This is a genomic window from Streptomyces sp. NPDC050528, from assembly GCF_044457795.1.
In the GTDB taxonomy this organism is placed as follows: Bacteria; Actinomycetota; Actinomycetes; order Streptomycetales; family Streptomycetaceae; genus Streptomyces.
Genome location: NZ_JBITHH010000007.1, coordinates 102,956 through 127,492, shown reverse-complemented (window position 1 = coordinate 127,492; position 24,537 = coordinate 102,956). Strand labels below are relative to the sequence as shown.

The following is a 24,537-nucleotide window of genomic DNA, read 5'->3' as shown; positions in this document are numbered from 1 at the left end:
CTGGCTGAATCGTTTCTGTCCCTGGTGTTCGCCGTCGGCCGCCCGCATCGTCCGCTCGTGGACAGGGGTAGGACGCTGCTGATCGGCACAGCGGAGACACGGCCGGGGGGGACGGACGTATGGCTGCGGCAGGGGAGGACGACCGGGGCCGGGGCGGCAACGTCATCGGTGGCGGCGCCCACTTGTACGGACCCACCGTCCAAGCGCGCGATGTCCATGGCGGCGTCCATTTCCAGGCGCCCCCATCGCCACCCCCGCGACCACCGAAGCCCCGTCAACTCCTGCCGATACCCGCTCACTTCACCGACCGGCTGGAGGAACACGCCGCTTTGGACCGGCTGTTCAGGGCCGGTGCGGAGGGCGGGGTGGGGCAGTCGTTGATCGTGGTCAACGGGCCCGCCGGCATCGGCAAGACGACGTTCGCCTCGCGCTGGCTGCGCACGCACGAAGAGGCCTTTCCCGACGGGCAGTTGTACGCGGACCTGCGTGGGCATGTCGCGAGCGGTCCGGCGAACCCGGGCGAGATCCTCGGCCAGTTCCTGCGGGCGTTCGGCACGGCATCGGTCCCCGGAGATCTGGCCGAACAGGCGTCTCTGTGGCGTTCCGTCACCGCCAACCTGCGGATCGCGGTCATGCTGGACAACGCCTTCACCGCGGCACAGATCCGGCCGTTGTTACCGGGCGGAAGCGGTGGGCTCGTCGTGGTCACGAGCCGCCACCGACTGACCGGGCTGGGCATGGACGGCGCCGATTTCCACCGCCTTCGCTCACTCGGCGCCGCCGCCGGGACGGAGTTGTTCATCCGGGGCGCCGGCGAGGACCGCGTCGCCGGTGAACTGTCCGCGGTGCGCGAGGTCGTCGCCCTCTGCGCGGGTCTGCCGCTCGCGGTGTGCCTTGCCTCCGCACGGCTCGCCGCCCGTCCGGGGCAGCCGGTCGCCGCTCTCGCCGCCGCGCTCACCCCGGACCGGGACCGACTGGCCGTGCTGGAGGTGGAAGGGGAAGGGACAGTGCAGAACGCGCTGGACGCTTCGTACGCGGTGCTCGGGCCCGAGCCCGCCCGGCTCTATCGCGCACTCGGCGTGCTGCCGGTGCCCACCTTCGACGTGCGGACCGCCGCCGCGGCCTGCGCGGAGCCGCTGACCTGGGCGGAGCGACGGCTGGGCGAACTCGTCGAGGCCAACATGCTGGAGGACATCGGACCGGACACCTACCGCTTCCACGACCTCGTCCGGGTGCACGCCCACGACAGCGCGACAACGACGCAGACCGCGACGGACTGCGAACGCATCGAACGCCGGGTCACCGACTGGTACCTGCGGACGGCCACCGAGGCCCAACGCCGGATCACCCCCATCCAGTTGACCCTGCCGCGCACCTACGCGTACCCGGCCCGACTGGCCGTGCCCTTCAACGACGACATCGGTGCCCTCACCTGGCTGGACAGCCGGCGGACCCACCTGATGGCGGTTCTGCGCCTGGCCGCCGAGCGCGACTGGCACGCCACGGCCTGGCAACTCGTCGACGCGATGTGGCCGTTGTTCCTCCGCCTGCGCCACTACGACCTGTGGATCGAGGCGCACCGCATCGGGCTGGCGGCCGCCCGGAGCGACGGACACCGCGAAGCCGAACGGCAGATGCTCAACTCCGGAGCCATCGGCCTGGCCGCGGCGCACCGAACCGAAGAGGCCGTCGAGTGGTACACGGCATCTCTGCGGGCGGCCCGCGAGGCCGGTGACCGACGGGACGAGGGGCAGGCACGGCTGGGTCTGGGCGGATGCCACTTCGAAATGGGGCGGCTCGCCGAAGCGGTGGCCGACCTCGACCGTGCGGTGCGGACGTGGACGGAGTGCGGATACCCACGCGGGGTGGCTCTCGCGAGGATTCTGCTCGGCGAGGTCGCACTCGCCGAGCACGACCTCGACCGGGCCATCGCCTCTTTCACCCTTGCCCGGGACGGTCTGCTGGCGGTGTCCGACACGCACGACGCGGCCAGGGCCCTCGCCTTCCTCGGCCTGGCCCGGGCCCGCGACGGAGACCACACCACAGGCACGGCCCAGATGCGCGAGGCTCTTGAGACGTTCACCGCCTCGGGCGCCACGCACTGGCAGGCCCGCACCCTGGAGATGCTCGGCGACAGCGCCCGGGAGCGAGGGGACGAGGCGGAGGCCGGGGTCCTCCTCGCCCGGGCCCTCGCCCTGTACGAGGCCACCAGCCCGGCCGACGCCCGCAGACTGCGATGACGGCCGGCGCGCCGGGCCGGTCGTGATGCGACGGGAGTCCTACGTCCCCCGCACCACACGGAGATCCCGAAGGACCCGCACGTCGTGTCCCGTCACCCACCAGGTGTACAGACAAGACGCCAGCAGCGGCTGATCCCCGGGAACATCGAGGGCCACGACGACGCCTTCCCGGCTCGCGCTGTCGAGGACTGCCCAGCCGCCTTCGGCCAAGGGCGCCGCCGCGAGCCGACAGCCGGGAAACGCGGCCGTGACGCCCCGCAGCCAACACACCGCGTCGGCCGAGGGCCGTATCCGGCTTGCGTACAGTACGTCCGCGCAGCTCAGCCAGTCGCGTTCGCGGCAGGCGTCGGCGTCGGCCGCGAAGTGCGCGTCGGTGTCGGACGCCTCGGCGGTCTCCACGCGAACGGCCCTGGCCGTGAAGGTGTAGACGCGTCCCGCCGAGCTGCCGTGGAGCGTCAGGACGGAGGCCGTGTCCGTCCGTCGCGGTGGGGCCTCCGGCCGGGACGGTGACGGTGCCGTGGCTCGGCGCAGCGCGACGGTGACGAGATGCCTCATGCCGGAACCTCTCGTCGGCCGGCGATCCAGGTGTCCAGGGCGGGCGGTTCCGGCAGGGGGACGGTTTCCGGTTCGTGGGCGGGCTGGCCCAGTTCCAGCAGCCGGTACATCAGCCGACGCATGTTCCGGTTGAACCGGCCCGGTTCGGAGGTGATGCGCGCGGCGATCCCCGCGTACTCCTCGGCCCGGTATTCGGCGGTGGCGTAGTCGAGTTGGGCGACCAGCGGGTGTGTGGGCGAGAGGGCGGGCGCGGTCAGGGCGAGAGCGGCGGCGGGAGAGAAGGGGTTGATCTCTTTCTCCGGCGAACTCGCCAGCAGAATGGGGGCCTTGGTGAGAGTGCCGTACAGCGTCACGGAGCCGTGGTCGCCGATGATGTGGTCCGCGGCGATGAGCAGCGGCCGCCAGTCGGCCTCGGGTGCGAGGAGTGCGACGCCCAGGTCGGCACAGCGCGCCAACCACGCGCGCACCTGCCATGAGCCGTGCCCCGACCAGACGTTGGGATGGACGAGGATGACCGAACGGAATCGTCCGGCCGGCAACTCGGCCATGAGGCGCGGAAGCAGTGCCTCGAACCGGCCGAAGGACGATCGCGCCCCCCAGGTGGAGGCCACGACCACCAGTTCCTGCCCGTGCGTGAGACCCAACGCCTGCCGGTAGAGGTTGCGGAGCGGCAGGCTCGCCACGATCCGGTCATGGGCGGGATCTCCGACCACGTGCGTGAGCGGCAGCGCCTCGGGGCAGTACCGCTCCAGCACGGACAGCTCCGCGTGATGGGGCACGGCCACGGCGGCAGGCAACTTGCCACCGGGGGCCAGGTCCTGTCTGCGCAGCCCGGCGACACCCTTCTGGGGTCCCGTGGCCCACCGCTTGAGATACCCGGCCCCGTGCGGCAGCGTCAGCAACGGAGCGGAGATCTCCTCCACTCCCCGCGGACCGGCGGCCAGCGCGAGGTCGAACGTCATCCGCACGGCCTCACTCCACGGCAGTACGGCACCTCCCAACTTCCGCAGAAACGGCGGGACTTCGTCACCGAAGACGTGCGGCGGCGCGGTGAACACCACCTGGATCCTGAAGTCGGCCTCGAACAGCGACAGGACGTCGACCAGCCGCTTTCCATAGGCCAAGGTGTGGACGACGACCAGGATCGTCTTGCGGTCGACCAAGGTGAGCCACTCGCGTTCGGCAACCGATGGATCTGTCCCTGGATTCAACGCCGACATGATGTTCCCCCGTTGTCCGTAAGGGCCCGGACGGACCCTCCTGCCGTGCGTCCTGCCCCCGGCGGCGGACGGAAGGCTTGCACGAGCCTTGAGGAAACCTTGCGGAGACCTGCCGTCGGCCGCGCGGCTCAACTCGGCGATGGCGAGCGTCTCTCTGGAAGGATCTCCCCATGACCGATAACCCCCTGCGCCACGTCACCGTCGACCGCACCGCCCCCGGCCGCTTCACCGCGACCAACGCCCGCGGCGGCACGATCGACTTCGGTACCGCCGTCGGTGGCGGCACCGAATTCACCCCGGTCGAGCTGCTGCTCGCCGCGATCGGGGGCTGCACCGCCGCCGACGTCGACGTGGCCACGACCCGGCACGCGGAGCCGGACGGGTTCACCGTCACCGTGACCGGCAACAAGGTCAGCGACGACCTCGGCAACCGGATGACCGACCTGGCGGTCACCTTCGCCGTGACCTTCCCGGAGGGGGAGGCCGGGGACCGGGCCCGCGCGATCCTGCCCCGGGCGGTCACCGTCTCGCACGAGCGGCTGTGCACGGTCAGCCGTACCGTCGAGACCGGCACGCCCGTCACGGCGACGATCAAGGACGCCTGAGCCTTCCGTTCTCCGCGGGGTTCTCTGCGAGCAGGTGACAAGGGCGTCGGCGTGCGCTGCGTTCTTGTGAGCACCGCCTGATCCCGTGGTCCATGCCGTCCTACGGTCCGGCCATGAACACGAGTCGCAGCAAAGGAAGTTCGTGGCGCGGAGCCGCTTCGTGGCGCGGAGCCGCGAGCGCAGGACGTACCTGGCGCGGAGCCGCGCTCGCGGTGTTGTTGACCGCGGGCGCGCTCACCGCCGCCGCACCACAGGCGCAGGGAGACGGTGCGCGTACCGAGACTCCGGTCGCGTCGACGCATCCCGCCGACGGTGTGGTCGAGTCGTTGGTGCGGGTCAAAGTGCCGTTACCGCAGTCGTTCGGCGCGCGTCCGGCGGCGTGCGACTGGCTGTCGTATCTGCGGTACCGCTCCGCCGACGGGCCGAGCGCTTCCGCCGACGCAGACCGGATCCTCGTCGCCCAGCCCGGCATCCTGGAAGGGGCCGGCGCCTTCGACAGCGTCGCCCGTGACACGGTCGCCCAAGCCGCCGCGCAGGGACGGCACATCGAGTTCTGGGCCCTGGACCGGCGCTCCAACTGCCTTGAGGATCCCACCGGTATCGCCTCGGGCGACCAGCACACGGCCGTCGACTACTACTACCGGGGCAAGTCCGTCGCCGGCCGGACCTTCGCCGGGTTCGTCGGCAACGACCAGCTCGGCTGGATGGCCAAGCTCGGCATCCAGCAGACCGTGCGCGACGAATACGACCTGCTCGTCGCCGAGTTGCCCGATCCGACCCTGCGCAAGAACAAGGTGCTGTGCGGCGGACACTCGCTCGGCGGTGTCATCACCGGCTATTTCGCGGCCGCCGACTTCGACGGCAACCCCGCGACCACGGCGGACGCCGGACAGAACCAGTGCGCCGGGTACTTCGCCCTCGACACGACGATCTCCACCGACCTCTCCGACCTCAACGGCAGCATCCCGGACGACACCAACTTGCCTGATATCGGGCTCGGTTACGCGGTCGTCCAGGCCGGGCTCGACAGCGGGGTGCTGTCGCGTTCCCTGTCCGCGCCCGTGCTGCTCAACCCCGAGACGATGACCCTGCTCGCCATCGCCGGCCTGGGCGCCGCAAAGGACCCGAGCGGTGAGTCGGACCTGCCGTCCTACCTTCCCTCCAACGTCAACATCGAGGCCACGAACCGCTTCCTGTTCTCCAAGGACGCGGCCACCTTCCTCACCGGCTCACCCGCGGTGAAGGACTTCCGGCTCACGAACGACGCCGTGCTCGGGTCACTCATGGACGACAACTCCGTACCGCTCGCCTTCCTGCAGAGCAGCGTCGGCTTCTTCGACGGCGGGCCGATCGTCGACAAGAACTTCCCCGCCACCAACGGGAGTTCGGACCAGTCGCAGCTCTTCGGCGTCGAGTACAAGGCCATCCCGGCCGTGCCGCACGGGCCGCTCTACACCTGGCGCAATTACGACCGTGTCGGCGCCGCCGACGACCCCGGGTACCGGTCGGCCGACGGCACCCCGTTCACCAATGCCTCCAAGGAGGTCACCGACATCCACGAACTGGCCCGCAGCATGGGGGAGCAGCCGTTGGACTTCACGGAGCAGTACTTCCCGACGAAGCTGGTCACCGACATCGAGCTGTCCACCTCTCCGCAGGTGAAGCAACTCCTCGTGCACCCGAGCGGGTTGACCGCCAATCCGACGCTCACCGTCCTCGCGGGCGACGGCCTGCTCGCCGGTCACATCCCGGCCGGCCTGCACCCCGTGATCGCCCCCGGCTACCAGCACCTCGACGTACTGACCGCCGCGCCCGCCCAGAACACCGGCCGCCCCGAGATCGTCTCCAGCAGCCTCGCGGCGTTCGCAGCCGCACCCAAGTAGCCGCCAAGTAGCCGTCCCCGCACGGTCGTTCCAGAACATGACGAGGACCGGGAGGATCAACTCCCGGTCCTCATCAGCGCGATCAGTGCATTGCTACGGCTCAGATCTTGCCCGCGGCGAACGTGGCCGCCGCGTCCGCGTCGGAGGTGTAGCCGAGGTGGGCGAGGGCGTCGGTTCCGCCGTTCTGGCAGATGGGGTCACCGTTGGCGCAGAAGTCGATGGTGCGGCTCTGGTACGTGCCGGTGACGCTCTTGCCGAGGGCCCGGATCGGGTTGCCGAACAGCAGGATCGCGGCGACTCGCGGTGCCAGCGCGTCGGGGATCGTCGCCACGATCGGGCTGCCGACCACCGCGCCGGCGCTGCTGATTCCGATGGAGTTGTCGACGACGTTCGCGCCCTGCGAATAACCGACGAGAATGAAACGCTGATTCGGGCACGCGGTGGATTGTGCGTTGATGTGGTTCACCACATCGGCGTTTCCCGTCGCGGCGGACGTCAGGGAAAGGTCGGCGGGATAGTTCACCGCATAGCTGGAGAGCGTCTTTCCGGTGATTTTCTTCTGGAGCGCGGAGAACACCGGGTCGCCGACGATCAGGCCGAGGGTGCCCGGCTCGAAGGTGCCGCGTGCCGCCACGACGTCGAGTTCGGAGCAGGTGGCAGCCGTCGCGGCGGGTGCGGTGAGGGTGGTGAGCCCGGCCCCGCCCACCAATGAGAGCGCGGCGAGGCATAAGCGAATACGCATGGGAATCCTTTGAGGGTGGGGCGCTTGCGGCGCCTGTGGAAAGGACTGTCCCGAAGGTATTCGCGTTCCCGTACCCGGTGTTATGGACGGGAATTCAGAAACTCTCTCTGTTTTTGTCGGCTCGTGAGTCGCGGTCACCTCGTGAGTCGCGTTCACTCCGTGCGTCGGGGACACCCTCCCGCAATGCCGCCGAACGCAGCGCGAGGATCAGATCCAGGCGAGTGCCGGGATCGTGCAGGGAAGAGCCGAAGAGTTTCTCCAGCTGGCGCAGGCGATAGCGGACCGTCTGCGGGTGGATGTGGAGCCGGGCGGCGACATCGGGGACGTTGCTGCCGGAGAGCAGCCAGGCGAGCAACGTCTCGGCCAGCCGCGGGCGTTGACCCTCGGAGGCGGCGTCGAGCGGCGCGAGGGCCCGTGACTCCAGCTGGGCGAGCAGCGGTTCGTCGCTGTGCAGCAACAGCGTCGACAGATGGTCGGCGCACAGCACCACGCCCTGCCGGGGCAGCACCCCGCGCCCCATCAACCCCAGCGCCCGCGTGGCCCAGCGCAACGACCGCGCGGCCTCGACGACCGGGACCGTAGGCCCGATCGCCGCCGGACGGCCACCCAGGCCGAGCACGAACGACCGCCCGCCGAACCGGCCGTAGCCCTCCGGGTCCGGCACCAGCACGCGCGGCGGCCGCGACTCCATGTCCGCCAGCGCGCCCGGCATCGCCGGCGGCCGGTCCTCCGCGCGCGGGTCCGCCGGGCCCGCCAGCGCGATGACGGCGACCCGCGACGGCACTCGCCACCGTGCCCCGTGCGCCAGGTCCTGCAACGCCTCCGGGGCCACCGGCCCGTCGCCCAGCAGGAGTTCGAGCAGCCGTCGGCGCCGCCGCTCCACCTCGTCCGTGCTGCGCGACTGCGCCTCCGCGTACCCGGCGGCGGCCGCCTCCGCGACCTCGTGCACGGTCCGGAACGCCAGCTCGCCCAGCGCGGCCACCACCGCCGAATCCAGGCCGAGTTCCTCCGCCGTACGGCCCATCAGCCGCCACGCGTGCAGCCCGCCCACCCGGATCGCCGACTGCAGCGCCTCCAGGCTCCGGCCCTCCAGGGCCTCGCCGCGCCCGAGTTCCTCGTAGTACGCCGCCGCCATCGCGGCGTTCTGGCCGTGCGGGTCCGCGATGTGGTCGACGAACAGCGTGAGCGCCTGCACCACCCCGGACCTGAGGTTCTCGCGGTACGTCCCGTCGGCCGGCCGCGCGTACTCGGGGACCTGCCTGCGCACCACGTCCTCCACCTCGTCGGAGACGGCGGGGAGTTGGGCGCGCAGCAGCTCGGCCAGGTCGGGCGGAACCAGCGCGGTTCCGGGTTCCGTGGGTACTCCGCGCGGGGTGGGGACAGCCACGACGGACACTCCTTTCCCCCGGAGGCGGCTCGCCCACGGACTGGTGCCCGTGGGACGAGGGGGACGTCCCGTGTTGGACGGTCGTCCCCTGCGCTCCGTTCCGTGCCCCGGCTGCACCGACATCACTCCGGCAGCCCCAGCGCACCGGCGAGCATCGGCCACGAGGCCGTGAACTCCCCTTTCCAGTAAGCCCAGCTGTGCCCTCCGCCCGAGTAGAAGTGCGCGGTGACCGGGATCCCGAGCAGCGCGAGGACACCGGTGAAACTGTGCGCGGACGGCCACAGCAGACTCTCCAACGCCTCGGGCAGCCAGTCGCCCGAACCCCCGGCCACACCACTGCCGTTGGACACGTACAAGGGAGTACCGCGCAGCCCGCCGGCCCGGGCCCGCGGATTGGCCGCCTGCCAAGTCAGCAGGTCCAGAAGGGGGTTGCCCCACAGGGAGCGCGGCGCCAGGTTCTCGCGGGCCACGATCGCGTCCACCAGCGAGGGCATCCCGGGAGCCGTCGTGTCGAGGATGCCGCTGTAGGACGCGGCGGCGGTGAACGCCCCCGGGTGACGAGCCGCGTGCGCCATCGCACCGTAGCCCCCGGTGGACACCCCGGCGACGGCCCGCACCCCGGACGCCCGATAGTCACGGGCCAACAGCGCCGGAACCTCGGTGAGTTGGAAGGTCTCGTAGTCGGGACCGTCCCGCCACGCACTGGGGATACCGGTGGGCCCCGCGTCCGGCATAGCCACGATCAGATCGCGGCCCTCGGTGAACGCCTCGATGTCCGTCTCCCGTGTCCACGACGTGTAGTCGTCGTGCGCCCCGTGCAGCAGATACAGCACGGGATACGTCCGACCGGGCTGCGCGGCGAAGCCCGACGGCAGGATCAGCCGCACCGGGCCACTGCGGCCCAGCGCGGGCGACGACACGGACACGTCGAACGTCCGCGCCGAGATCTGCGTCGCGGCCCGGGCCCGGCCCACGGAGGCCGTGGTACCGAACAGAACGGCCAGTCCCGTGGCCGCGGTTGCCCTCGTGACGGCGCGTCGGGACATTCCGCTGGGGTGGTGGTGCGGCATGGCGGCTCCTCAGTCAGGTTCGGCGGGTCTGCCCAACTGGGTCAGCACCCGCCGCAGATGGGCGGCGATCTCGTCGACGTGCGGCGGATCGAGCAGCGACAGGTGATGCCCCGACACCGGTACGACCGTCAGACGCGGGCACACCTCGTCCCAGCCGAGCGCGTCGTCGTCCCGTTCGTACGCCGGGTCACGCACGGTGCGCGGCGCCGGCTCGGTGGCCCGGTACAGCACCACCCGCCCCTCGTACCGGCCCGGTTGATGCGCCTCGCCGATCCGCAGGTCCAGGTACGAGGCACGCTGGTGCTCCAACGCGGCGGACGGCACCTTCACCGCCCCGCGCAGGATGCCCAGCACGGCGTCGATGCGCTCGTGGTCGTCGTCCATCGCCACGAGTTCGTCGTAGGGGAGGGGGAGTTGGACGCCGTAGGCGTCGGCGATGTGGTGGGCGAAGCCCGTGAGCTGTGTGCGCACGCCGTCGGGTCGACGGAGGGGCCGTACGGAGTCGATGAGTACGACGAGTTCGACCTCCCGTCCGGCGGCGGTGAGGTGGCGTGCCGTCTCCTGGGCCACGAAACCCCCGAAGGACCAACCGGCAAGCACACAGGGCCCGTTGGGATGGGCGGCGGTGATCTTCTCGGCGTAACGGCGGGCCTTCTCGGCAACGGTGTGGGCGTCCTCGATCCGGTCCAGTCCGTGCACCGGCCGGTCTTCGCCGAGGCGTTCGGCGAGTGCGCGGTAGACGTCGCTGGTCCCGCCGGCGGCGTGGAACAGGAAGAGCGGGGAGGGGTGGGACGGTGCCTCGATCAACTGGCTAACTCGGTCCGCCACTTCGGCGACCGTGACCGCGTCGAACAGGTCGCGCAGGTGCAGCTCGACTCCGAAGTCGCGTTCCACGGCGGTACGGATACGGACGGCCATGAGGGAGTCCAGGCCGAGGTCGGTCAGTGGCGTGGTCGGGGTGATGCGGGCCGCCGGGTGGCCGGTGACGGAGGCGATATGGTGGCTCAGGCGGGCGGTCACCGAGTTCTCCGCAGCCGGTGCCGGCTCGGCCCAACGGTGGACAACAGGCGCTGTGGCGACGGGAGTTCGGCCGTCGGTCCACCAGTACCGGACGTGCCGCCAGCGCGGTGGCGGGAGGTCGATGACCCGGCCGCCCGGCAACGGGAGGTCCAGTCCCGCCGCGTACAAGGTGCCCAACTCCCGCAGGAACGCTGCCGATCCGTCCGCGTCGCGCCGCAGCGTCCCCACGGTGAGGGCGCCGGGCACGTTGTCGGCGATGGACCTGGCCAGCACCGGATGCGGTGAGATCTCCACGAACGCGGTGTGACCATCCGCCGCGGCCGCTGCGAGGGCACGGTCCAGGCGCACCGGCCGACGCAGATTGGCGGCCCAGTGCTCGGCGTCGAACTCGCCGACGCCACGCGGGTCTTCGAGGACGGTGGAGTACACGGGGATGCGTGGCGGTCGGCCCTTGACGTCCGCGAGGGCCTCGATCAGTTCCGGCAACAGCGGGTCCACCTGCGGCGAGTGTCCGGCGCCGACGACCCGCATGGCCCGCGCGGCCCGCCCTCGCTCCTCCAGCCGACGCACCAACCGGGCGACCGCCATCTCGTCACCGGTGACGACCTTCTGCCGGGGCGAGGAGTGGACGGCGACCCGGACACCGGGGAAGTCCCGTTCCAGGTCGGGCAGTTCACCGTCCTTCACGTCGACGACGGCCATCGCGCCGCCGTGCAGTCCGCTGAGCAAGCGTGCCCGTACGGCGACGACCCGTGCCGCGTCCGCCACATCCAGCGCGCCCGCGCACACGGCGGCGGCCACCTCGCCCAGGGAGTGACCGATCACGGCGACCGGCTCGACGCCGTAGGACCGCCACAGCTCGGCGAGCGCCAACTGGACGCCGAACAACACAGGTTGGGCGACCTCCAGCCGGTCGAGATCCCCGGCGGAGGTCAGGTGTTCGTGGAGGGAGAAGCCGAACACGTCAGCTGCCTGCGCGTCGAGCTTCTCCACTGCGGCCGCGAAAGCCGGTTCCTCCAGGAGTAGTTGGCGGCCCATGCCGGTCCACTGGCTGCCGTACCCGGAGAACACCCAGATTGGGCCCCGCCCGACGAGATCACGGTCACCGGTCACCACTCGCGCATCCGGGCTGCCGCCTTGTGTCAACGCATGCAGCGCGGCGGTCAGTTCGTCCCCGTCGCGCGCGACGACCGCGGCGCGGACAGGCCCGCGTCCCACGCGTCCGGCGAGCGTGCGCGCCACGTCGGCGGGACGGGCGGCGCGCCCCTCGGGCGTACGGAGCCACGCGGCGAGACGGGACGCGGTGTCGCGGACCCGTTCGGTGTCGACGTCGGAGAGGAGATGGAGGCGGGCGATGGGTTCCTCGCCCCGGAGCACGGCGGGCCGCCATTCCTCCACCACCGCATGGGCGTTGGTGCCGCCGAACCCGAAGCCCGAGACGCCGGCGGTGGCCGTACCGCCGTAGCGCGGCCAGGGTTCGGGCTCGGTCACGACGCGCAGCCGGGCGTCATCGAGGGAGTTGCCGTGCAGCGACGGTGGCACGAGGTCGTGGTGGAGGGCGAGGACCGTCTTCACCAGGCCGGTGATGCCCGACGCGGACTCCAGATGGCCGAGGTTCCCCTTCACCGAGCCGAGGAGCAACGGCTGTTCGGGGTCGCGGCCCGCGCCCAGCACCGCGCCGAGGGCGCCTGCCTCGATCGGGTCGCCGAGCGGGGTGCCGGTGCCGTGCGCCTCGACGTAGTCGACGTGGGCCGGGGCGAGCCCGGCGCGGGCGTAGGCCGTGGCCAACAGGGCTTGCTGGGCTGCCGGGTTGGGGGCGAGGAGACCGTTGGAACGGCCGTCGGAGTTGACGGCGGTCGCGCGGATGACCGCGAGGATGCGGTCGCCGTCCCGTTCCGCGTCGGACAGCCGCTTCAGCAGCACCGCCGCGCAGCCCTCACCGCGTCCGATGCCGTCGGCCGCCGTGGAGAAGGGTTTGCAGTGGCCGTCCGGGGCGAGGGCGCCCGCTCGTTGGAAGGCGACGCCGATGGCGGGGGAGAGGAGGACGTTGACCCCGGCGGCGATCGCCGTGTCGCACTCGCCGGTGCGGAGGCTGACGCAGGCCTGGTGCACGGCGACCAGTGAGGACGAACAGGCCGTGTCCACCGCCATGTTGGGGCCGTGGGTGTCCAACACGTAGGCCAGTCGGCCGGCCGTCACGCTCAGCGCCGCGCCCGCCGGGGCCCATGGGTCGACGGCGTTGATGTCGGCGCCGGTGAGGTGTCCGTACTCCGGGGCCGAGACGCCGACGTAGATGCCGGTGGCCGTGCCCGCCAAGGAGGTTGCGGGGACGGCGGCGTGGTCGAGGGTCTCGCGGACGACCTCCAGGAGGATGCGCTGCTGGGGGTCCATCACCGCGGCCTCGCGCGGGGTGATGCGGAAGAAGTCCGCGTCGAACCCGGCGATGTCGTCCAAGTAGCCGCCGTACAAGGGCGTTTCGGGAGGCGGGAACGCCGTGAAGTCGGCCCATCTGTCCTCGGGGACGCGTCTGATCCCGTCGACGCCGTTGATGAGCAAGTGCCAGTAGTCGGCCGGGCCGTGCACCCCGCCGGGGAGTCGGCAGCCGACCCCGATGACCGCCACGGGCTCGCCCGGGGCCGTGGCAACAGGGGCTTGCCGCACGGCAGTTCGCGTTCTCGTACCGCACACCCGCTCCACCAGCGCGTCCACGGTCGGTGCCTCCCACAACAGGGTCGTCGGCAACTCGTGCCCGGTCAGCGCGGACAACTCACCGGCCAGCACGATCGCTTGGCGCGAGGACATGCCGAGGTCGGCCAGCGGTCGGTCCAACGGGACTTCTTCGACGGGGGTGTTGTTCCACTCGGCGACCCGTTCCGCGATCCGGCGGCGCAGCAGTGCTCTGGCGTCGGCGGCCGTCATTCCGCGGTCTCCGCCGCGTAGGCGCCCTCCAGATAGCGGGTGCGGGTCAGGGCCCGGGACACCTTGCCGCTGGAGGTGCGGGGGACCGTGCCGGGTGCGACGAGGACGACGTCGGCGAGCCGCAGTCCGTGCCGGGCGGAGACGGCCGCGCGAACGGCCTGCGTCAGAGCCGGTATGTCGATGTCGGCGAGGGCGGCCGTACGCGCGTGCTCGGCGACGACCACCACCCGCTCACCCGCGCCGCCCGGTACCCCGAACGCGGCGAGTCGGTCGCGTCGTACGGCGTGATGCGCGTCCTGCGCGGTGGCCTCCACGTCCTGCGGATAGTGGTTGCGGCCGTCGATCACGATGAGGTCCTTGAGCCGGCCGGTGACGACCAACTGCTCCTCCAGCACGGTCCCGAGGTCCCCGGTGCGCAGCCAACTGCCCGGCGCCTCCTCGCCGAGCGTGGCGCCGAAGACGCGCTCGGTCTGCGCGGAGTTGTTCCAGTAACCGCGCCCCACATTCGGACCCTGCACCCAGATCTCCCCGACCTCCCCTTCGGCCAGCACGGCATGGGCGACCGGATCGACGATGCGCACCCGCTGCCCAACTGGCGTTCCACAGGCGGCCAGTAGCACGGCTCGCGGGTCTTCGGGCCGTGCCGGCAGGGCCTTCCCGGCGGCGAGCGCGTCGCGGTCGAGGGCGAAGCGGCCGAGCGGGCGGCCGGGCCGGGCGGCGCTGACGAAGACCGTGGCCTCGGCGAGCCCGTACGACGGACAGTGCACCCCCGCCGCGAGCCCCTGCGCGGCGAACGCGGCGTGGAAACGATCGGCGGTGCCGGGCCGGACGGGTTCGCTGCCGTTGATCAGCGCGGCGACCCCGTCCAGCCGCAGCCCCTCCTTCTGCGCCCCGGTGACGGCGGAGGCGCAGTAGTCGTAGGCGAAGTTGGGCGCGGCGCTCAGCGCCTGCGGATGCGCGGCCAACAGCCTTAGCCAGCGCACCGGTTCGTGCAGGAAGGCAGCCGGGTCCATGAGCACCGACAGCAGGCCCCGTACGACCGGTGCCGCGACGCTCAGCACCAGCCCCATGTCGTGGTAGAGCGGCAGCCAGCCCACGCAGGTCATCGGATGCGCGTCGGCACCGTAAGCGGCAAGCGCCTGGCGGGCGTTGGCGACGACGTTCCCGTGCGTGATCTCCACACCGGCCGGAGCGCGGGTCGAGCCGGAGGTGTACTGCAAGTAGGCGGTCGCGGCCGAATCCGGCGCGGGCGCCTGCCAGTTGAGGGCAGCGGAGTCCGGGACCCGGTCCGCCGCGAGCACCGGCACATAGGCCCGCTCGCAGAAGTCCGCCACCTCCGGCAGGGCACGTCCGGTGGTCACCACGACCGACGGGCGCGCGTCCCCCAACACCCCTACGAGCCGGTCGCCTTGCCCCGGCAGACCGGGCGGATACAGCGGTACGGCGACCATCCCGGCCGTCAGCGCCGCGAGGAAACCGGTGATGTAGTCCGTCCCCTGCGGGCACAACAGGGCGACCCGCGAACCGGGTTCGGCGTGCTCGGTGAGCCGGGCGGCCAGTGCCCGCACCCGCAGATCCAGGCGCTGCCAGGTCAGAGTGCGGTGCACACCACGGGAGTTGGGGGCCGGGTGGTCGACGAACGTGAACGCCCGGCGTTCCGGGGTGACTTCGGCCCAGTGCCGCACGTACTCGGGCAGAGTCCGGTACGCGGGCGCGAGCGGGGGGCGGCGGCTGTCCATCGGGCGTGACTCCTCACATCGCGGAACAACGCGGTGTCAGCTGGAGAGGGTGAACAGGGCGGTCAGAGCGGGATGTTGCCGTGCCGGCGCTCCGGCATCGGGGCGCGTTTGCCGCGCAGGGCACGCAGCGCGCGGCTGACATGGGCGCGGGTGTCGCGCGGAGCGATCACGTCGTCGACGTACCCGCGCTCGGCGGCCAGGTACGGCGTCCCGTGCGTCGACTCGTACGCGGCGACCAGGTCGGCCCGCAGCGCCTCCGGGTCGGCCGCTGCGGCGAGTTGACGCCGGTGCAGCACACCCACGGCACCCTCGGCACCCATGACGGCGATCCGGGCCGTGGGCCACGCGAGGTTGAGGTCCGCGCCGAGATGCTTGGAACCCATCACCGCGTACCCGCCGCCGTACGCCTTGCGCACCACCACGGTGACCTTCGGGACGGTTGCCTCGGCGTACGCGTAGAGGAGTTTGGCGCCGCGCCGGATGATGCCGCCCCGCTCCTGGTGGACGCCGGACAGATAACCGGGCACGTCGGCGAAGGTCAGGAGCGGGATGCCGAACGCGTCGCAGAACCGCACGAACCGCGCGGCCTTCTCCGAGGCGTCGATGTCGAGGACACCGGCGAAGTGCAGCGGCTGATTGGCGACGACCCCGACACTCGCCCCCTCGATCCGGGCCAAGGCACAGATGATGTTCGGCGCGAACAGCTCCTGCACGTACAGGAGTTCACCGTCGTCGACGACCGCGTGCAGGATGTCCCGCATGTCGTAGGCCTGCCCGAGCCGGTCGGGCACGACCTCGTCGAGCGGTGCCCCGTCGGCGACCGAACCGGGCGCGAACTCCGGCGGCCGTTCAAGGTTGTTGGCGGGAAGGTACGACAGCAGATCGCGCACGGTGTCGAGCGCGTCCCCCTCGTCGGCGGCGAGGAAGTGGGCGTTGCCGTTCACGGAGTTGCTGGTGCGGGCGCCGCCCAGCTCCTCGGCGGTGGTGCGTTCGCCGGTGACCGCTTCGATGACGTCGGGCCCGGTGACGAACATGTGCGACGCGCCGTCGACCATCACGGTGAAGTCGGTGATCGCGGGGGAGTACGCGGCACCGCCCGCACACGGGCCCAGGACGACCGAGATCTGCGGGATCACCCCGGACGCCTTCACGTTCCGGCGCACCAACTCGGCGTAGAGAGCGAGGGAGTTGACGCCTTCCTGGATGCGGGCGCCGCCTGAGTCGTTGAGGCCGACGACCGGGCAGCCGGTCTTCAGGGCCAGCTCCATGAGGGCCACGGTCTTCTCGCCGAAGGCCTCGCCCATGCTGCCGCCGAAGACTGTGGAGTCCTGGGCGAAGGCGCAGACCGGCCGCCCGTCGACCGTGCCGTACCCGGTCACGACCCCGTCGCCGTAAGGGCGTTGGGCGCCGTCGCCGACGGCTCGGGCCCGCACGAAGGCGCCCGTCTCCGCGAACGAGCCCGGGTCCAGCAGCCGTTCGATGCGTTCCCGCGCACCGAGAGCGCCCTGTCTTCTCGGCGCGGCGGTGGCGACCGCCTGTGTCCGCCGGTGGTCCAGGTCGGCGATGCGTCCGGCGGTGCGGTCCGCCGCCGTATCTGTCACTGCCGTCAGGGATGTTGTCGCCTCTAGCGTCACAGCCACCTCCGAAGTGGTTCTCGAATATGGCAGCGATTCGGGAGCGGACCGAGGGATCGCCGTTCTGTTTGCGGGAGTTGAGTCCCGGGCGACGGAGGTTCGTCCTGTGGTGACAAGGGAGTGAGGGTCGGCGAGTACAGCACGTAGGCGTCTGCGGTCCAGACCATTAGTGTGGTCATGTCACTGGCAACGTTTCCATCCCGTCTTACGTGCCCCCACCGATGTGACCACAGGAGGACCCCGGATGAGATCGTCGATGAGACGGCCGTTGATCGCGGCCGACCGACGGCTGTTGACCGCGGCCGACGGAACCGAGAGGCGTGAACTGCGCGCGCTGGCCCTCGTGTTGACGGCCCTCCTGCTCGCCGTCGCGGCACTTTTCGGCACCCCGCAGCCCGCACGGGCCGCGGCGGGCACCGTGTCGGCGTACCCGGTCCCCTCCATCTACCCGGCGTCCACCGACTACAAGTTGACCGTCAACGGCACTTCGGTGCCGGTCACCAAGTACACCGGGTACGACATCGCCCAACTCGCCCTCGGCGCAGGCACGGCCACCATCTCCGTGACCAAGCTCAACAACACGGACATCGGCGCGTACAGCATCAGCCCGCAGAAGCTGGGCATCACGGGAACGGTCAGTGGCCCGACCTTGACCTTCACCGTCCAGAACGACGAGTACCTGATCGTCAAGCTCGACGGCCGCCCCAACCTGGTCATCGCCGCCGACCCGGCCGAGACCAACCGCCCCGCGACCAGCGGCACCGGCATCTTCAACGTACAGAGCGCGCCCTACTCGGCCCAGCCGAACACCGGCGCTTACACCACAACTCCCTTCCAGAATGCTCTGAATGACGCCGCCGCGTACGGATCCGCAAACGGCACGCAGGGCATCGTGTACGTCCCGGCCGGCGTCTACACCCTCGGCAACCTCTACCTGCGCAGCAACCTTGCGTTCTACCTCGCCCCCGGCGCGGTGCTCCGCTACACGGGAGAGGTGAGCCACTACGTGGTGACCGGCCACAAGACCTCGCAGGGCCGCGACCTCACGTGGTTCATCTCCACCCGCTACTCCTCGACGAACATCAAGATCTACGGCCGAGGCATCATCGACGGCAACGGCCAGGCCGCGCTCGCGCCCTCCATCCTCGGCGTGAACCTCCTGGCCCCGATCTACACGAGCGGCTTCACGGTCGACGGCATCACCTTCCGGGAGTCCAGCAGTTGGGCGGTCATCCCGCTGCGCTCCTCGGACCTGACCTTCCGCGACATCAAGCTGTTCAACAGGTTCGACATGGGCGAGAACGACGGCATCGACGTCATGGAGTCCACGAACGTCACCGTCGACCACGCGATCGGCATCGGCCTCGACGATCCGTTCAGCACCAAGACCTGGCCGGCCGGCGCCGACATCTACAGCTCGGTCCCCGGCACCCCGCGCCCGCTCGACAACGTCACCTTCAACGACCTTGTCTCCTGGACCTATTGCTACGGCGTCAAGGTCGGCCAGGGCGTCTACGAGTCGCAGAACAAGGTCACCTTCCAGCATGTCGTCGTCTACGACGCGGCCGTCGGCATCGGCGTCCACCACAAGTACGGGACGGCGGCCGCGACGAACCTCAAGTTCGACGACATCGACATCGAGCGGCTCAGCTTCAGCAACGACGGCAACCGGACCTGGCTCGCCATGATGACCGGCAGCACGGCGGGCATCGGCCCGGTTACGGGCGTCACGATCTCCAACGTCCGTGTCCGCAACGCCGGTACGACCGCCGCACGCGTCAACGGCCTTCCCGGCGCGCCCATTTCGGGCGTGGCCCTGAGCCACATCGTGATGCCGGGCAGCACGACCGGCGCGACCACCCTCGGCCAGGCCAACCTCACCAACCTTTCGGACTACGGCAGTTTGACCATCACGCCCTGAGTTCAGAATGTGGGCGCGGTTCCTCGCTTCGGGTGGCGCGGCACGCTCCCACGGGCACCTGCTGTCAGACGGGTGGCCAGTTCCGCAGTGCCGCGTCGGCCACCCGCTGGAGTTCGCAACGGGTGGCACCGCCGACAGCCTGGACGGCGATGCCGTTCCCGACGGTCATGAGGTATCGGGCGAGCAGTTCCGGGTCCGCGCCCGGGGGCAGATCACCCTCGTCGACGGCCTGCTGGAACCGGTGCCGGAGGCGAGTACGGCCGTCGTCGCGCCAGGCGATCAGGGCATCCTGGGCCGCCCGTCCGGAGTCGCCGGCGGCCAGCGAGCCCTGCACACCCAGGCACCCGGCGGGGCAGTCGGGGCGGGTGGTCGTGTTGACCGCGCCGGCGAGGAACGCCGTGGCCACCTCACGGGCGCTCGGCTTCTCCAGCGCGCGGGCCGCATAGGCGGCGGGACCGTCGGTGTAGCGCTCCAGGGCCTTGCGGAACAGCTCCTCCTTGTTGCCGAAGGCCGCGTACATGCTCTTGCGGGTGATGCCCATGGCGCGGGTCAGGTCGGTCAGGCTGGCGCCTTCGTAGCCCTGCTCCCAGAAGACCGTCATCGCTCGCTCCAGGGCCTCGTCGGCGTCGAAGCCTCTCGGCCGACCGATCGGCGCTTTCGGGGTGATCTCCATGACCCCATCCTACGTCCTGGATACCGATCGGTGCAGAAGTGCTACGGTTCCATTCTGCACCGATCGGTATCTAAGTTTCGGGAGTTCAAGCGATGGGACAGCTGGAAGGCAAGACCGCCGTTGTCACCGGCGGAAGTACGGGAATCGGCCTGGCCACCGCCGCGCGGCTGGCGTCCGAGGGTGCCCATGTGTTCATCACCGGCCGACGCAAGGACGTGCTCGACCGGGCCGTGGAGTCGATCGGTTCCGCGGTCACTGGGGTGCCGGGCGACGTAGCGGAGCCGGCTGACCTGGACCGGCTGTACGACGCGGTCCGTGAACGCGGCCGGGGTCTGGACGTGCTCTTCGCCAACGCGGGCATGGCCACGCTCGCACCGTTGGAGCAGGCCACCGGGGAACAGTTCGACCAAATGTTCGATGTCAACGTCCGGGGCACACTGCTCACCGTGCAGAAGGCGCTGCCGCTCCTCAACGACGGCGCCTCGGTGATCTTCAACGACTCCATCCGCGCCGACGACGGCCGGGAGGCCTTCGGCCTGTACGCGGCGTCGAAGGCCGCGATGCGGTCTCTCGCGCGGACCTGGGCCAACGAACTGAAGGGCAGGGGCATCCGCGTCAACACGGTCGCGCCGGGCGCGATCGACACCCCCGGAGTCGACCTCGCCATCGGCGAGGAGAACGCGGCCGCAGTCAAGGCGGAGCTCGCTGCGGGAGTGCCGATCGGCCGCAGGGGGCGCCCGGAGGAGGTCGCCGCCGCGGTGGCCTTCCTCGCCTCCGCGGACAGCAGCTTCGTGCTCGGCACCACCCTGCACGTCAACGGCGGCGAGAACCAGTTCTGACCCCGCCACCCGGAGTCCCGAACTGTCGCGGGCGAGTCGTCGCCCGCGACAGTTCGCGTGGCCGGCACGAGCATGCGTGCAGTACGCCCGGGCTGGACACGGAGGGGCGACATCACTTCCGCCGGTAGGGTCGCCCAGCACCCCCAGCGTCACCTCGTACGACCAGGTTCGCCGCCAAGGAGGCCGGAACGGCTGGGTTCGCCGCCCTCGTCGAACGTCCAGGAGTAGAGAGCGCCGGCCCTGGTCCACCGGTCTTGCGCCCGGCGATGAGTTGAGCCCCGTACCGCACAGTCGCCTTCGGCGGTCGAAGTCGCCGCCCAGTGCGTGCTCTTTCAAACGCACGCGGCCAACGCTCGCCCACCGGCAGGTGACTGACGCAGTGTCACGCAAGGCCGCCACCCGCCCCCGCCCCACCAGGCAACGCCCGTGGATGCACCGGAAAGAAATGCCGCACCCCGCCCCCGCACACCTCCAGCGCAAGCTCGCAGAACATCGCATTCGCCCACCCGAACCAGTCCCGGGTGAATCGACCAGGCGAGTCGACATGGAAACTCTCGTGCATCAGACCGGTACCGGCGGTGGTGGCGGCCAGGGTCTCCAGGGCGCGAGCCGCCTCGTCCGCGCTGCCGGTCAGGCCCGCCGTGGCGATCGCCAGCGGCCAGATGTGCCGATCCGGCGTGTGCGTACTGCCGATCCCGGACGCGTAACTCCCGCTGAAATAAGAGGGGTTCAACTCAGAGAGCGCGAAGCGCCGGGTGGCCCGGTACAGCGGATCCTCCGACGCGCACCAGCCGCTCAGCGGAAGGCTCAGCAGACTCGGAAGGTTCGCGTCGTCGCACATCAGCGTCGCGCCGAGGCCGTCGACCTCGTAGGCGAGGACGGAGTCGCTGTCGACCTCGGTCACCGCATGCGCCAGAATCCCTGCGTCGATCTCATCGGCCAACTGCCAGCACTCATGGGCGAGTTCGGTGTCGTCGAGAACCGCCGCCGCCAGCTCGGCCAACCCGTGCAGGGTCGCCGACGCCAGCGCGTTCGCCGGGACCAGGTAGCCGTGGGCGCACGCGTCGTCGCTCGGCCGGAAGCCGGACCATGTCATCCCGGTCCAACCGACCGCCGCACCATGGCCGTTGAGAGGCAGGCTGTCTCCGGCGAAGGGCCCGGACGGCCGGACGAACCGATAGGGCGACCGCGTGTGGTGGGACTGTTCCACCCGCCACAGCCGTACGATCTGCCGGGCCGCGCGGTGGAACGCCTCGTCGAGATGATCCTCGCGGCCGGTCGCCCGCCGGATCGCGTACGCGAGCTGCAACGGCGCGCAGAGGGAGTCGAGTTCGTACTTGCGCTCCCACACCCAGTCACCCGGCGTGGGCAGATCGCCGGGTTCGCCGTGCGCGCCGGTGGGGCCGTCGTTGAAGGCGTTGGCGTACGGGTCGAGCAGCACGCAGCGGATCTGGCGGCGCGAGACCCCGACCAGGACGTCACCGACCTCCGGGTCCGTGGCCACGGCGAGATAGGGGCGGACCTGCGCCGTGCTGTCCCGCAGCCACATCGCCGGAATGTCGCCGGTCTTCACGAAGACCTCCGCCGACGCGTCCGACGCGCCGGCCGACAGACCCTGCGGCAACACGTCCGACATTCCGACTGACGGGGCCCCCGGCAACGTACCCGAATGCCCGGCCGACAGGCCCGCAGACAACGCGTCCGACAGCCCCTCCGGCACCCCGCCCACCGGACTGCTCGACACTCCGCCCGCCAACCCACCCGACAGATCGCTCGACAATCCGCGCGCCGGGCCGCGTACGACCCCGCCCGCCGAACCGCCCGGCACCCCGCCCGACCCCGCCCCCCAACTCATCGCCGTAGCCCACGTATTACTCAGACACCGCTCGACAATCGCCCCCGCCGGACCACCCCGCAACTCACCGGCCAGCCGCCGCCCCAGCATGCTCAGCGACTCCGGAACTGCCCACACTGTTCCGGATGTTGATCCGGGAAACGTTACCATCGCGCCTCTTGACTCCCTCATGTGGCGTGCGCCACCGTGTGATCGCCAGGGAATGGAAACGTTACCTTGAGCGGGCCGACGACCACCAGACGGTCGGGTCCGCGTGATCCGAGTGATCGTCAACTCCTCGGAGGAAGAAGGTGAGCGCGTGTGACAGCCGCTCCGCACCAAGAGACGCGAACCGCCGTACCGCCCGTGGACAGGCCGCCCGGCAGAGGGAGTCCCGGCCGACTCGGACGCCCGTGGCGGCGATCGCCGAAGCGGTCCTCGGACACCCTGGCCGCGTACGTGTTCCTGGCGCCGGCGCTCATCGGCTTCACGGCGTTCGTCGTCTATCCGCTGTTCCGGTCCGGCTACTTCGCGCTGACCACCTACAACGGCCTGACGGACCCGAAGTTCGTCGGCCTGGACAACTTCCACCGCATGTTCACCACCGACCCGTCTTTCTGGCCCTCGGTGCGCGCCACGCTGCTGCTCGTCGTGCTGTACGTGCCGCTGTCGCTGATCATCGGGCTCGCCCTGGCGGTGTTCTGCAACCAGCGGATGCGGGGCGTCGGCCTGCTGCGCACCCTGTGCTACCTGCCGGTCGTGCTGCCCGTGGTGGCGACGATCACGCTCTGGAAGTTCGTGTTCAACCCCCAAGTCGGCCTGGCCAACCAGGTGTTGAAGTGGTTCCATCTGCCCACCAGTGAGTGGCTGTCCGGCGACAACTCGGCGATGCCGTCGATCGTGATCGTCATGCTGTGGAGTGTCGGCTCCACGATGATCATCTTCCTCGCCGCGCTCCAGGCGGTCCCCACCGAGCTGTACGAGGCGGCCAGGCTCGACGGCGCGGGCCCCCGCACGGTGTTCTTCCGGATCACCCTGCCGCTGATCAGCCCGATCATGATCCTTCAGGTGGTCCTCCAGATGGTGACGGCCCTCCAGGCGTTCAACCAGCCGAAGATCCTCTCGCCGGACAACCAGGGCGGCCCCGGGTTCAGCACCAGGACCCTGATGCTGTCGATCTACGACAACGGCTTCCCCCGGCTCGGGCAGGTCTCCCAGTTCGGCTACGCCTCCGCCCAGGTGTGGGTGTTGTTCCTGGTCATCGTCGTCGTGATCGCCGCCACCGCCCGCTTCTCGTCGATTTGGACCTACAGTGACCACGTCTCCTGACGTCACCAGGGCGCCGACGACCGCGCCGACACCGGCCGCCCCACCGACGAAGCCGCCCGGCAGGGCCGTACGCAAAGCAACCTGGTACGCGACCGCGCTGCTGATCAGCTCGGTGATGATCCTGCCCATCCTGTGGATGCTCACCGTCGCGCTGAAGGGCCCCTCGGCGGTCTTCGAGGTCCCGCCGAAACTGCTGCCGCACGAGTTCCACTTCAAGAACTTCATCGACGGCCCGAAGGTCATCCACTTCCCGCGTCTGCTGCTCAACTCCGTTGTCATCACCGGGCTTTCGGTGATCGGCGGCGTGATGACGTCGATGATGGCGGGCTACGCCCTGGCCCGGCTGCGCTTCCCCGGCCGCAAGGTGTGGTTCTACGTCTTCGTCGGGAGCATGCTGCTGCCCCCGGTGGTCGGCATCATCCCGCTGTTCCAGCTCTTCAAGGACATCGGCTGGTACGACACCTGGCTGCCGCTGATCGTCCCGGCCTTCCTCGGCGGCAATCCGCTCTTCATCTTCCTGGCCCGGCAGTACTTCCTGTCGATCCCGCACTCCATCGACGAGGCGGCCAAGGTCGACGGGGCGGGGCACGTCCGGATCTTCTTCAGCGTGATGCTGCCGATCACGAAGCCCGCCTGGATAACGATGTCAATCCTGGCCTTCCAGATGTCCTGGAACGACTACCTCAACCCGCTGATCTACCTGTACTCGTCCCAGAAGTGGCCGCTGAGCGTGGGCATGGCCTCCTTCGTCAACCAGTTCGCGGGACAGAGCCCGGACTGGAACCTCTACATGGCCACCAACCTGCTCTACATGCTCCCGCCGCTGATCGTGTTCTTCGTCGCCCAGCGCTACTTCATCCAGGGCCTGAGCGCCCTGGGCACCGTCAACCAGCGCTGACCGGCGCCGAGTTGGACCCCGACCCACCT

The 24,537-nt window shown here is 70.4% G+C and carries 17 protein-coding genes; 7 read left to right on the top strand and 10 right to left on the bottom strand.

The features are described 5' to 3' along the window. The first annotated feature begins 119 nt into the window (after positions 1–119). Entirely contained in the window at positions 120–2,240 is a 2,121-nt protein-coding gene (locus ACIBK4_RS24540) for an ATP-binding protein (RefSeq protein ID WP_398997508.1), read from the top strand. 39 nt (positions 2,241–2,279) lie between these two features. Here ACIBK4_RS24540 and ACIBK4_RS24535 read toward each other — a convergent pair whose 3' ends face one another. Together ACIBK4_RS24535 and ACIBK4_RS24530 are read right to left on the bottom strand one after the other, a co-directional pair. Next, complete coding sequence (locus ACIBK4_RS24535) at positions 2,280–2,795, bottom strand: hypothetical protein (RefSeq protein ID WP_398997506.1); 516 nt, start codon at positions 2,793–2,795, stop codon at positions 2,280–2,282. Beyond that, positions 2,792–4,015: a hypothetical protein gene (locus ACIBK4_RS24530; RefSeq protein ID WP_398997504.1), complete on the bottom strand. Its 1,224-nt coding sequence runs from the start codon at positions 4,013–4,015 to the stop codon at positions 2,792–2,794. The genes ACIBK4_RS24535 and ACIBK4_RS24530 overlap by 4 nt, the downstream gene beginning before the upstream one ends. Positions 4,016–4,185: 170 nt before the next feature. On the opposite strand from ACIBK4_RS24530, the gene ACIBK4_RS24525 reads away from it, so the two are divergent. Together ACIBK4_RS24525 and ACIBK4_RS24520 are read left to right on the top strand one after the other, a co-directional pair. Then, positions 4,186–4,620: an OsmC family protein gene (locus tag ACIBK4_RS24525; protein WP_398997502.1), complete on the top strand. Its 435-nt coding sequence runs from the start codon at positions 4,186–4,188 to the stop codon at positions 4,618–4,620. A 212-nt stretch (positions 4,621–4,832) separates the two neighbouring features. Next, complete coding sequence (locus ACIBK4_RS24520) at positions 4,833–6,503, top strand: hypothetical protein (protein ID WP_398998260.1); 1,671 nt, start codon at positions 4,833–4,835, stop codon at positions 6,501–6,503. 100 nt (positions 6,504–6,603) lie between these two features. Here ACIBK4_RS24520 and ACIBK4_RS24515 read toward each other — a convergent pair whose 3' ends face one another. The 6 genes from ACIBK4_RS24515 to ACIBK4_RS24490 all read right to left on the bottom strand — a co-directional run bounded on the left by ACIBK4_RS24515 (position 6,604) and on the right by ACIBK4_RS24490 (position 16,981). After that, positions 6,604–7,245: a cutinase family protein gene (locus ACIBK4_RS24515; protein WP_398997500.1), complete on the bottom strand. Its 642-nt coding sequence runs from the start codon at positions 7,243–7,245 to the stop codon at positions 6,604–6,606. A 94-nt stretch (positions 7,246–7,339) separates the two neighbouring features. Further along, complete coding sequence (locus ACIBK4_RS24510) at positions 7,340–8,632, bottom strand: PucR family transcriptional regulator (protein ID WP_398997498.1); 1,293 nt, start codon at positions 8,630–8,632, stop codon at positions 7,340–7,342. Positions 8,633–8,754: 122 nt separating this feature from the next. Next, complete coding sequence (locus ACIBK4_RS24505; RefSeq protein ID WP_398997496.1) at positions 8,755–9,702, bottom strand: alpha/beta hydrolase; 948 nt, start codon at positions 9,700–9,702, stop codon at positions 8,755–8,757. A 9-nt stretch (positions 9,703–9,711) separates the two neighbouring features. Then, complete coding sequence (locus tag ACIBK4_RS24500; RefSeq protein ID WP_398997494.1) at positions 9,712–13,641, bottom strand: acyltransferase domain-containing protein; 3,930 nt, start codon at positions 13,639–13,641, stop codon at positions 9,712–9,714. Continuing rightward, positions 13,638–15,380: a fatty acyl-AMP ligase gene (locus ACIBK4_RS24495; protein WP_398997492.1), complete on the bottom strand. Its 1,743-nt coding sequence runs from the start codon at positions 15,378–15,380 to the stop codon at positions 13,638–13,640. Before ACIBK4_RS24495 ends, ACIBK4_RS24500 begins: the two co-directional genes overlap by 4 nt. A 62-nt stretch (positions 15,381–15,442) precedes the next feature. Continuing rightward, positions 15,443–16,981, bottom strand: coding sequence for an acyl-CoA carboxylase subunit beta (locus tag ACIBK4_RS24490; RefSeq protein WP_398997490.1), 1,539 nt, complete (start codon positions 16,979–16,981; stop codon positions 15,443–15,445). Positions 16,982–17,270: 289 nt separating this feature from the next. On the opposite strand from ACIBK4_RS24490, the gene ACIBK4_RS24485 reads away from it, so the two are divergent. Further along, complete coding sequence (locus ACIBK4_RS24485; protein WP_398997488.1) at positions 17,271–18,935, top strand: glycosyl hydrolase family 28 protein; 1,665 nt, start codon at positions 17,271–17,273, stop codon at positions 18,933–18,935. 64 nt (positions 18,936–18,999) lie between these two features. Here ACIBK4_RS24485 and ACIBK4_RS24480 read toward each other — a convergent pair whose 3' ends face one another. Beyond that, the gene (locus tag ACIBK4_RS24480) at positions 19,000–19,608 is read right to left on the bottom strand and encodes a TetR/AcrR family transcriptional regulator (RefSeq protein ID WP_398997486.1); all 609 of its coding nucleotides are present in this window, start codon (positions 19,606–19,608) and stop codon (positions 19,000–19,002) included. Between the two features lie 92 nt (positions 19,609–19,700). Here ACIBK4_RS24480 and ACIBK4_RS24475 point away from each other — a divergent pair, with 92 nt between their 5' ends. Next, positions 19,701–20,447: an SDR family NAD(P)-dependent oxidoreductase gene (locus ACIBK4_RS24475; RefSeq protein WP_398997484.1), complete on the top strand. Its 747-nt coding sequence runs from the start codon at positions 19,701–19,703 to the stop codon at positions 20,445–20,447. A gap of 382 nt (positions 20,448–20,829) precedes the next feature. Here ACIBK4_RS24475 and ACIBK4_RS24470 read toward each other — a convergent pair whose 3' ends face one another. Then, on the bottom strand, positions 20,830–22,419 hold the full coding sequence (locus tag ACIBK4_RS24470; RefSeq protein ID WP_398997482.1) for a glycoside hydrolase family 125 protein: 1,590 nt from the start codon (positions 22,417–22,419) through the stop codon (positions 20,830–20,832). A 321-nt stretch (positions 22,420–22,740) separates the two neighbouring features. Between ACIBK4_RS24470 and ACIBK4_RS24465 the strand changes: the two genes are divergently transcribed. Together ACIBK4_RS24465 and ACIBK4_RS24460 are read left to right on the top strand one after the other, a co-directional pair. Next, positions 22,741–23,610 carry a carbohydrate ABC transporter permease gene (locus ACIBK4_RS24465; RefSeq protein WP_398997480.1) on the top strand — a complete coding sequence of 290 codons (870 nt, stop codon included), beginning with the start codon at positions 22,741–22,743 and terminating at the stop codon, positions 23,608–23,610. Further along, a complete protein-coding gene (locus tag ACIBK4_RS24460; RefSeq protein ID WP_398997478.1) occupies positions 23,594–24,508 on the top strand; it encodes a carbohydrate ABC transporter permease in 915 nt (304 codons plus the stop codon). The genes ACIBK4_RS24465 and ACIBK4_RS24460 overlap by 17 nt, the downstream gene beginning before the upstream one ends. Positions 24,509–24,537 lie beyond the last annotated feature (29 nt).

Coding starts and splice junctions, on each gene's coding strand:
- ACIBK4_RS24540 (WP_398997508.1), top strand. CDS start 120: ATGGCTGCGGCAGGGGAGGACGACCGGGGCCGGGGCGGCAACGTCATC.
- ACIBK4_RS24525 (WP_398997502.1), top strand. CDS start 4,186: ATGACCGATAACCCCCTGCGCCACGTCACCGTCGACCGCACCGCCCCC.
- ACIBK4_RS24535 (WP_398997506.1), bottom strand. CDS start 2,795: ATGAGGCATCTCGTCACCGTCGCGCTGCGCCGAGCCACGGCACCGTCA.
- ACIBK4_RS24530 (WP_398997504.1), bottom strand. CDS start 4,015: ATGTCGGCGTTGAATCCAGGGACAGATCCATCGGTTGCCGAACGCGAG.
- ACIBK4_RS24485 (WP_398997488.1), top strand. CDS start 17,271: ATGAGACGGCCGTTGATCGCGGCCGACCGACGGCTGTTGACCGCGGCC.
- ACIBK4_RS24475 (WP_398997484.1), top strand. CDS start 19,701: ATGGGACAGCTGGAAGGCAAGACCGCCGTTGTCACCGGCGGAAGTACG.
- ACIBK4_RS24495 (WP_398997492.1), bottom strand. CDS start 15,380: ATGGACAGCCGCCGCCCCCCGCTCGCGCCCGCGTACCGGACTCTGCCC.
- ACIBK4_RS24505 (WP_398997496.1), bottom strand. CDS start 9,702: ATGCCGCACCACCACCCCAGCGGAATGTCCCGACGCGCCGTCACGAGG.
- ACIBK4_RS24515 (WP_398997500.1), bottom strand. CDS start 7,245: ATGCGTATTCGCTTATGCCTCGCCGCGCTCTCATTGGTGGGCGGGGCC.
- ACIBK4_RS24480 (WP_398997486.1), bottom strand. CDS start 19,608: ATGGAGATCACCCCGAAAGCGCCGATCGGTCGGCCGAGAGGCTTCGAC.
- ACIBK4_RS24500 (WP_398997494.1), bottom strand. CDS start 13,641: ATGACGGCCGCCGACGCCAGAGCACTGCTGCGCCGCCGGATCGCGGAA.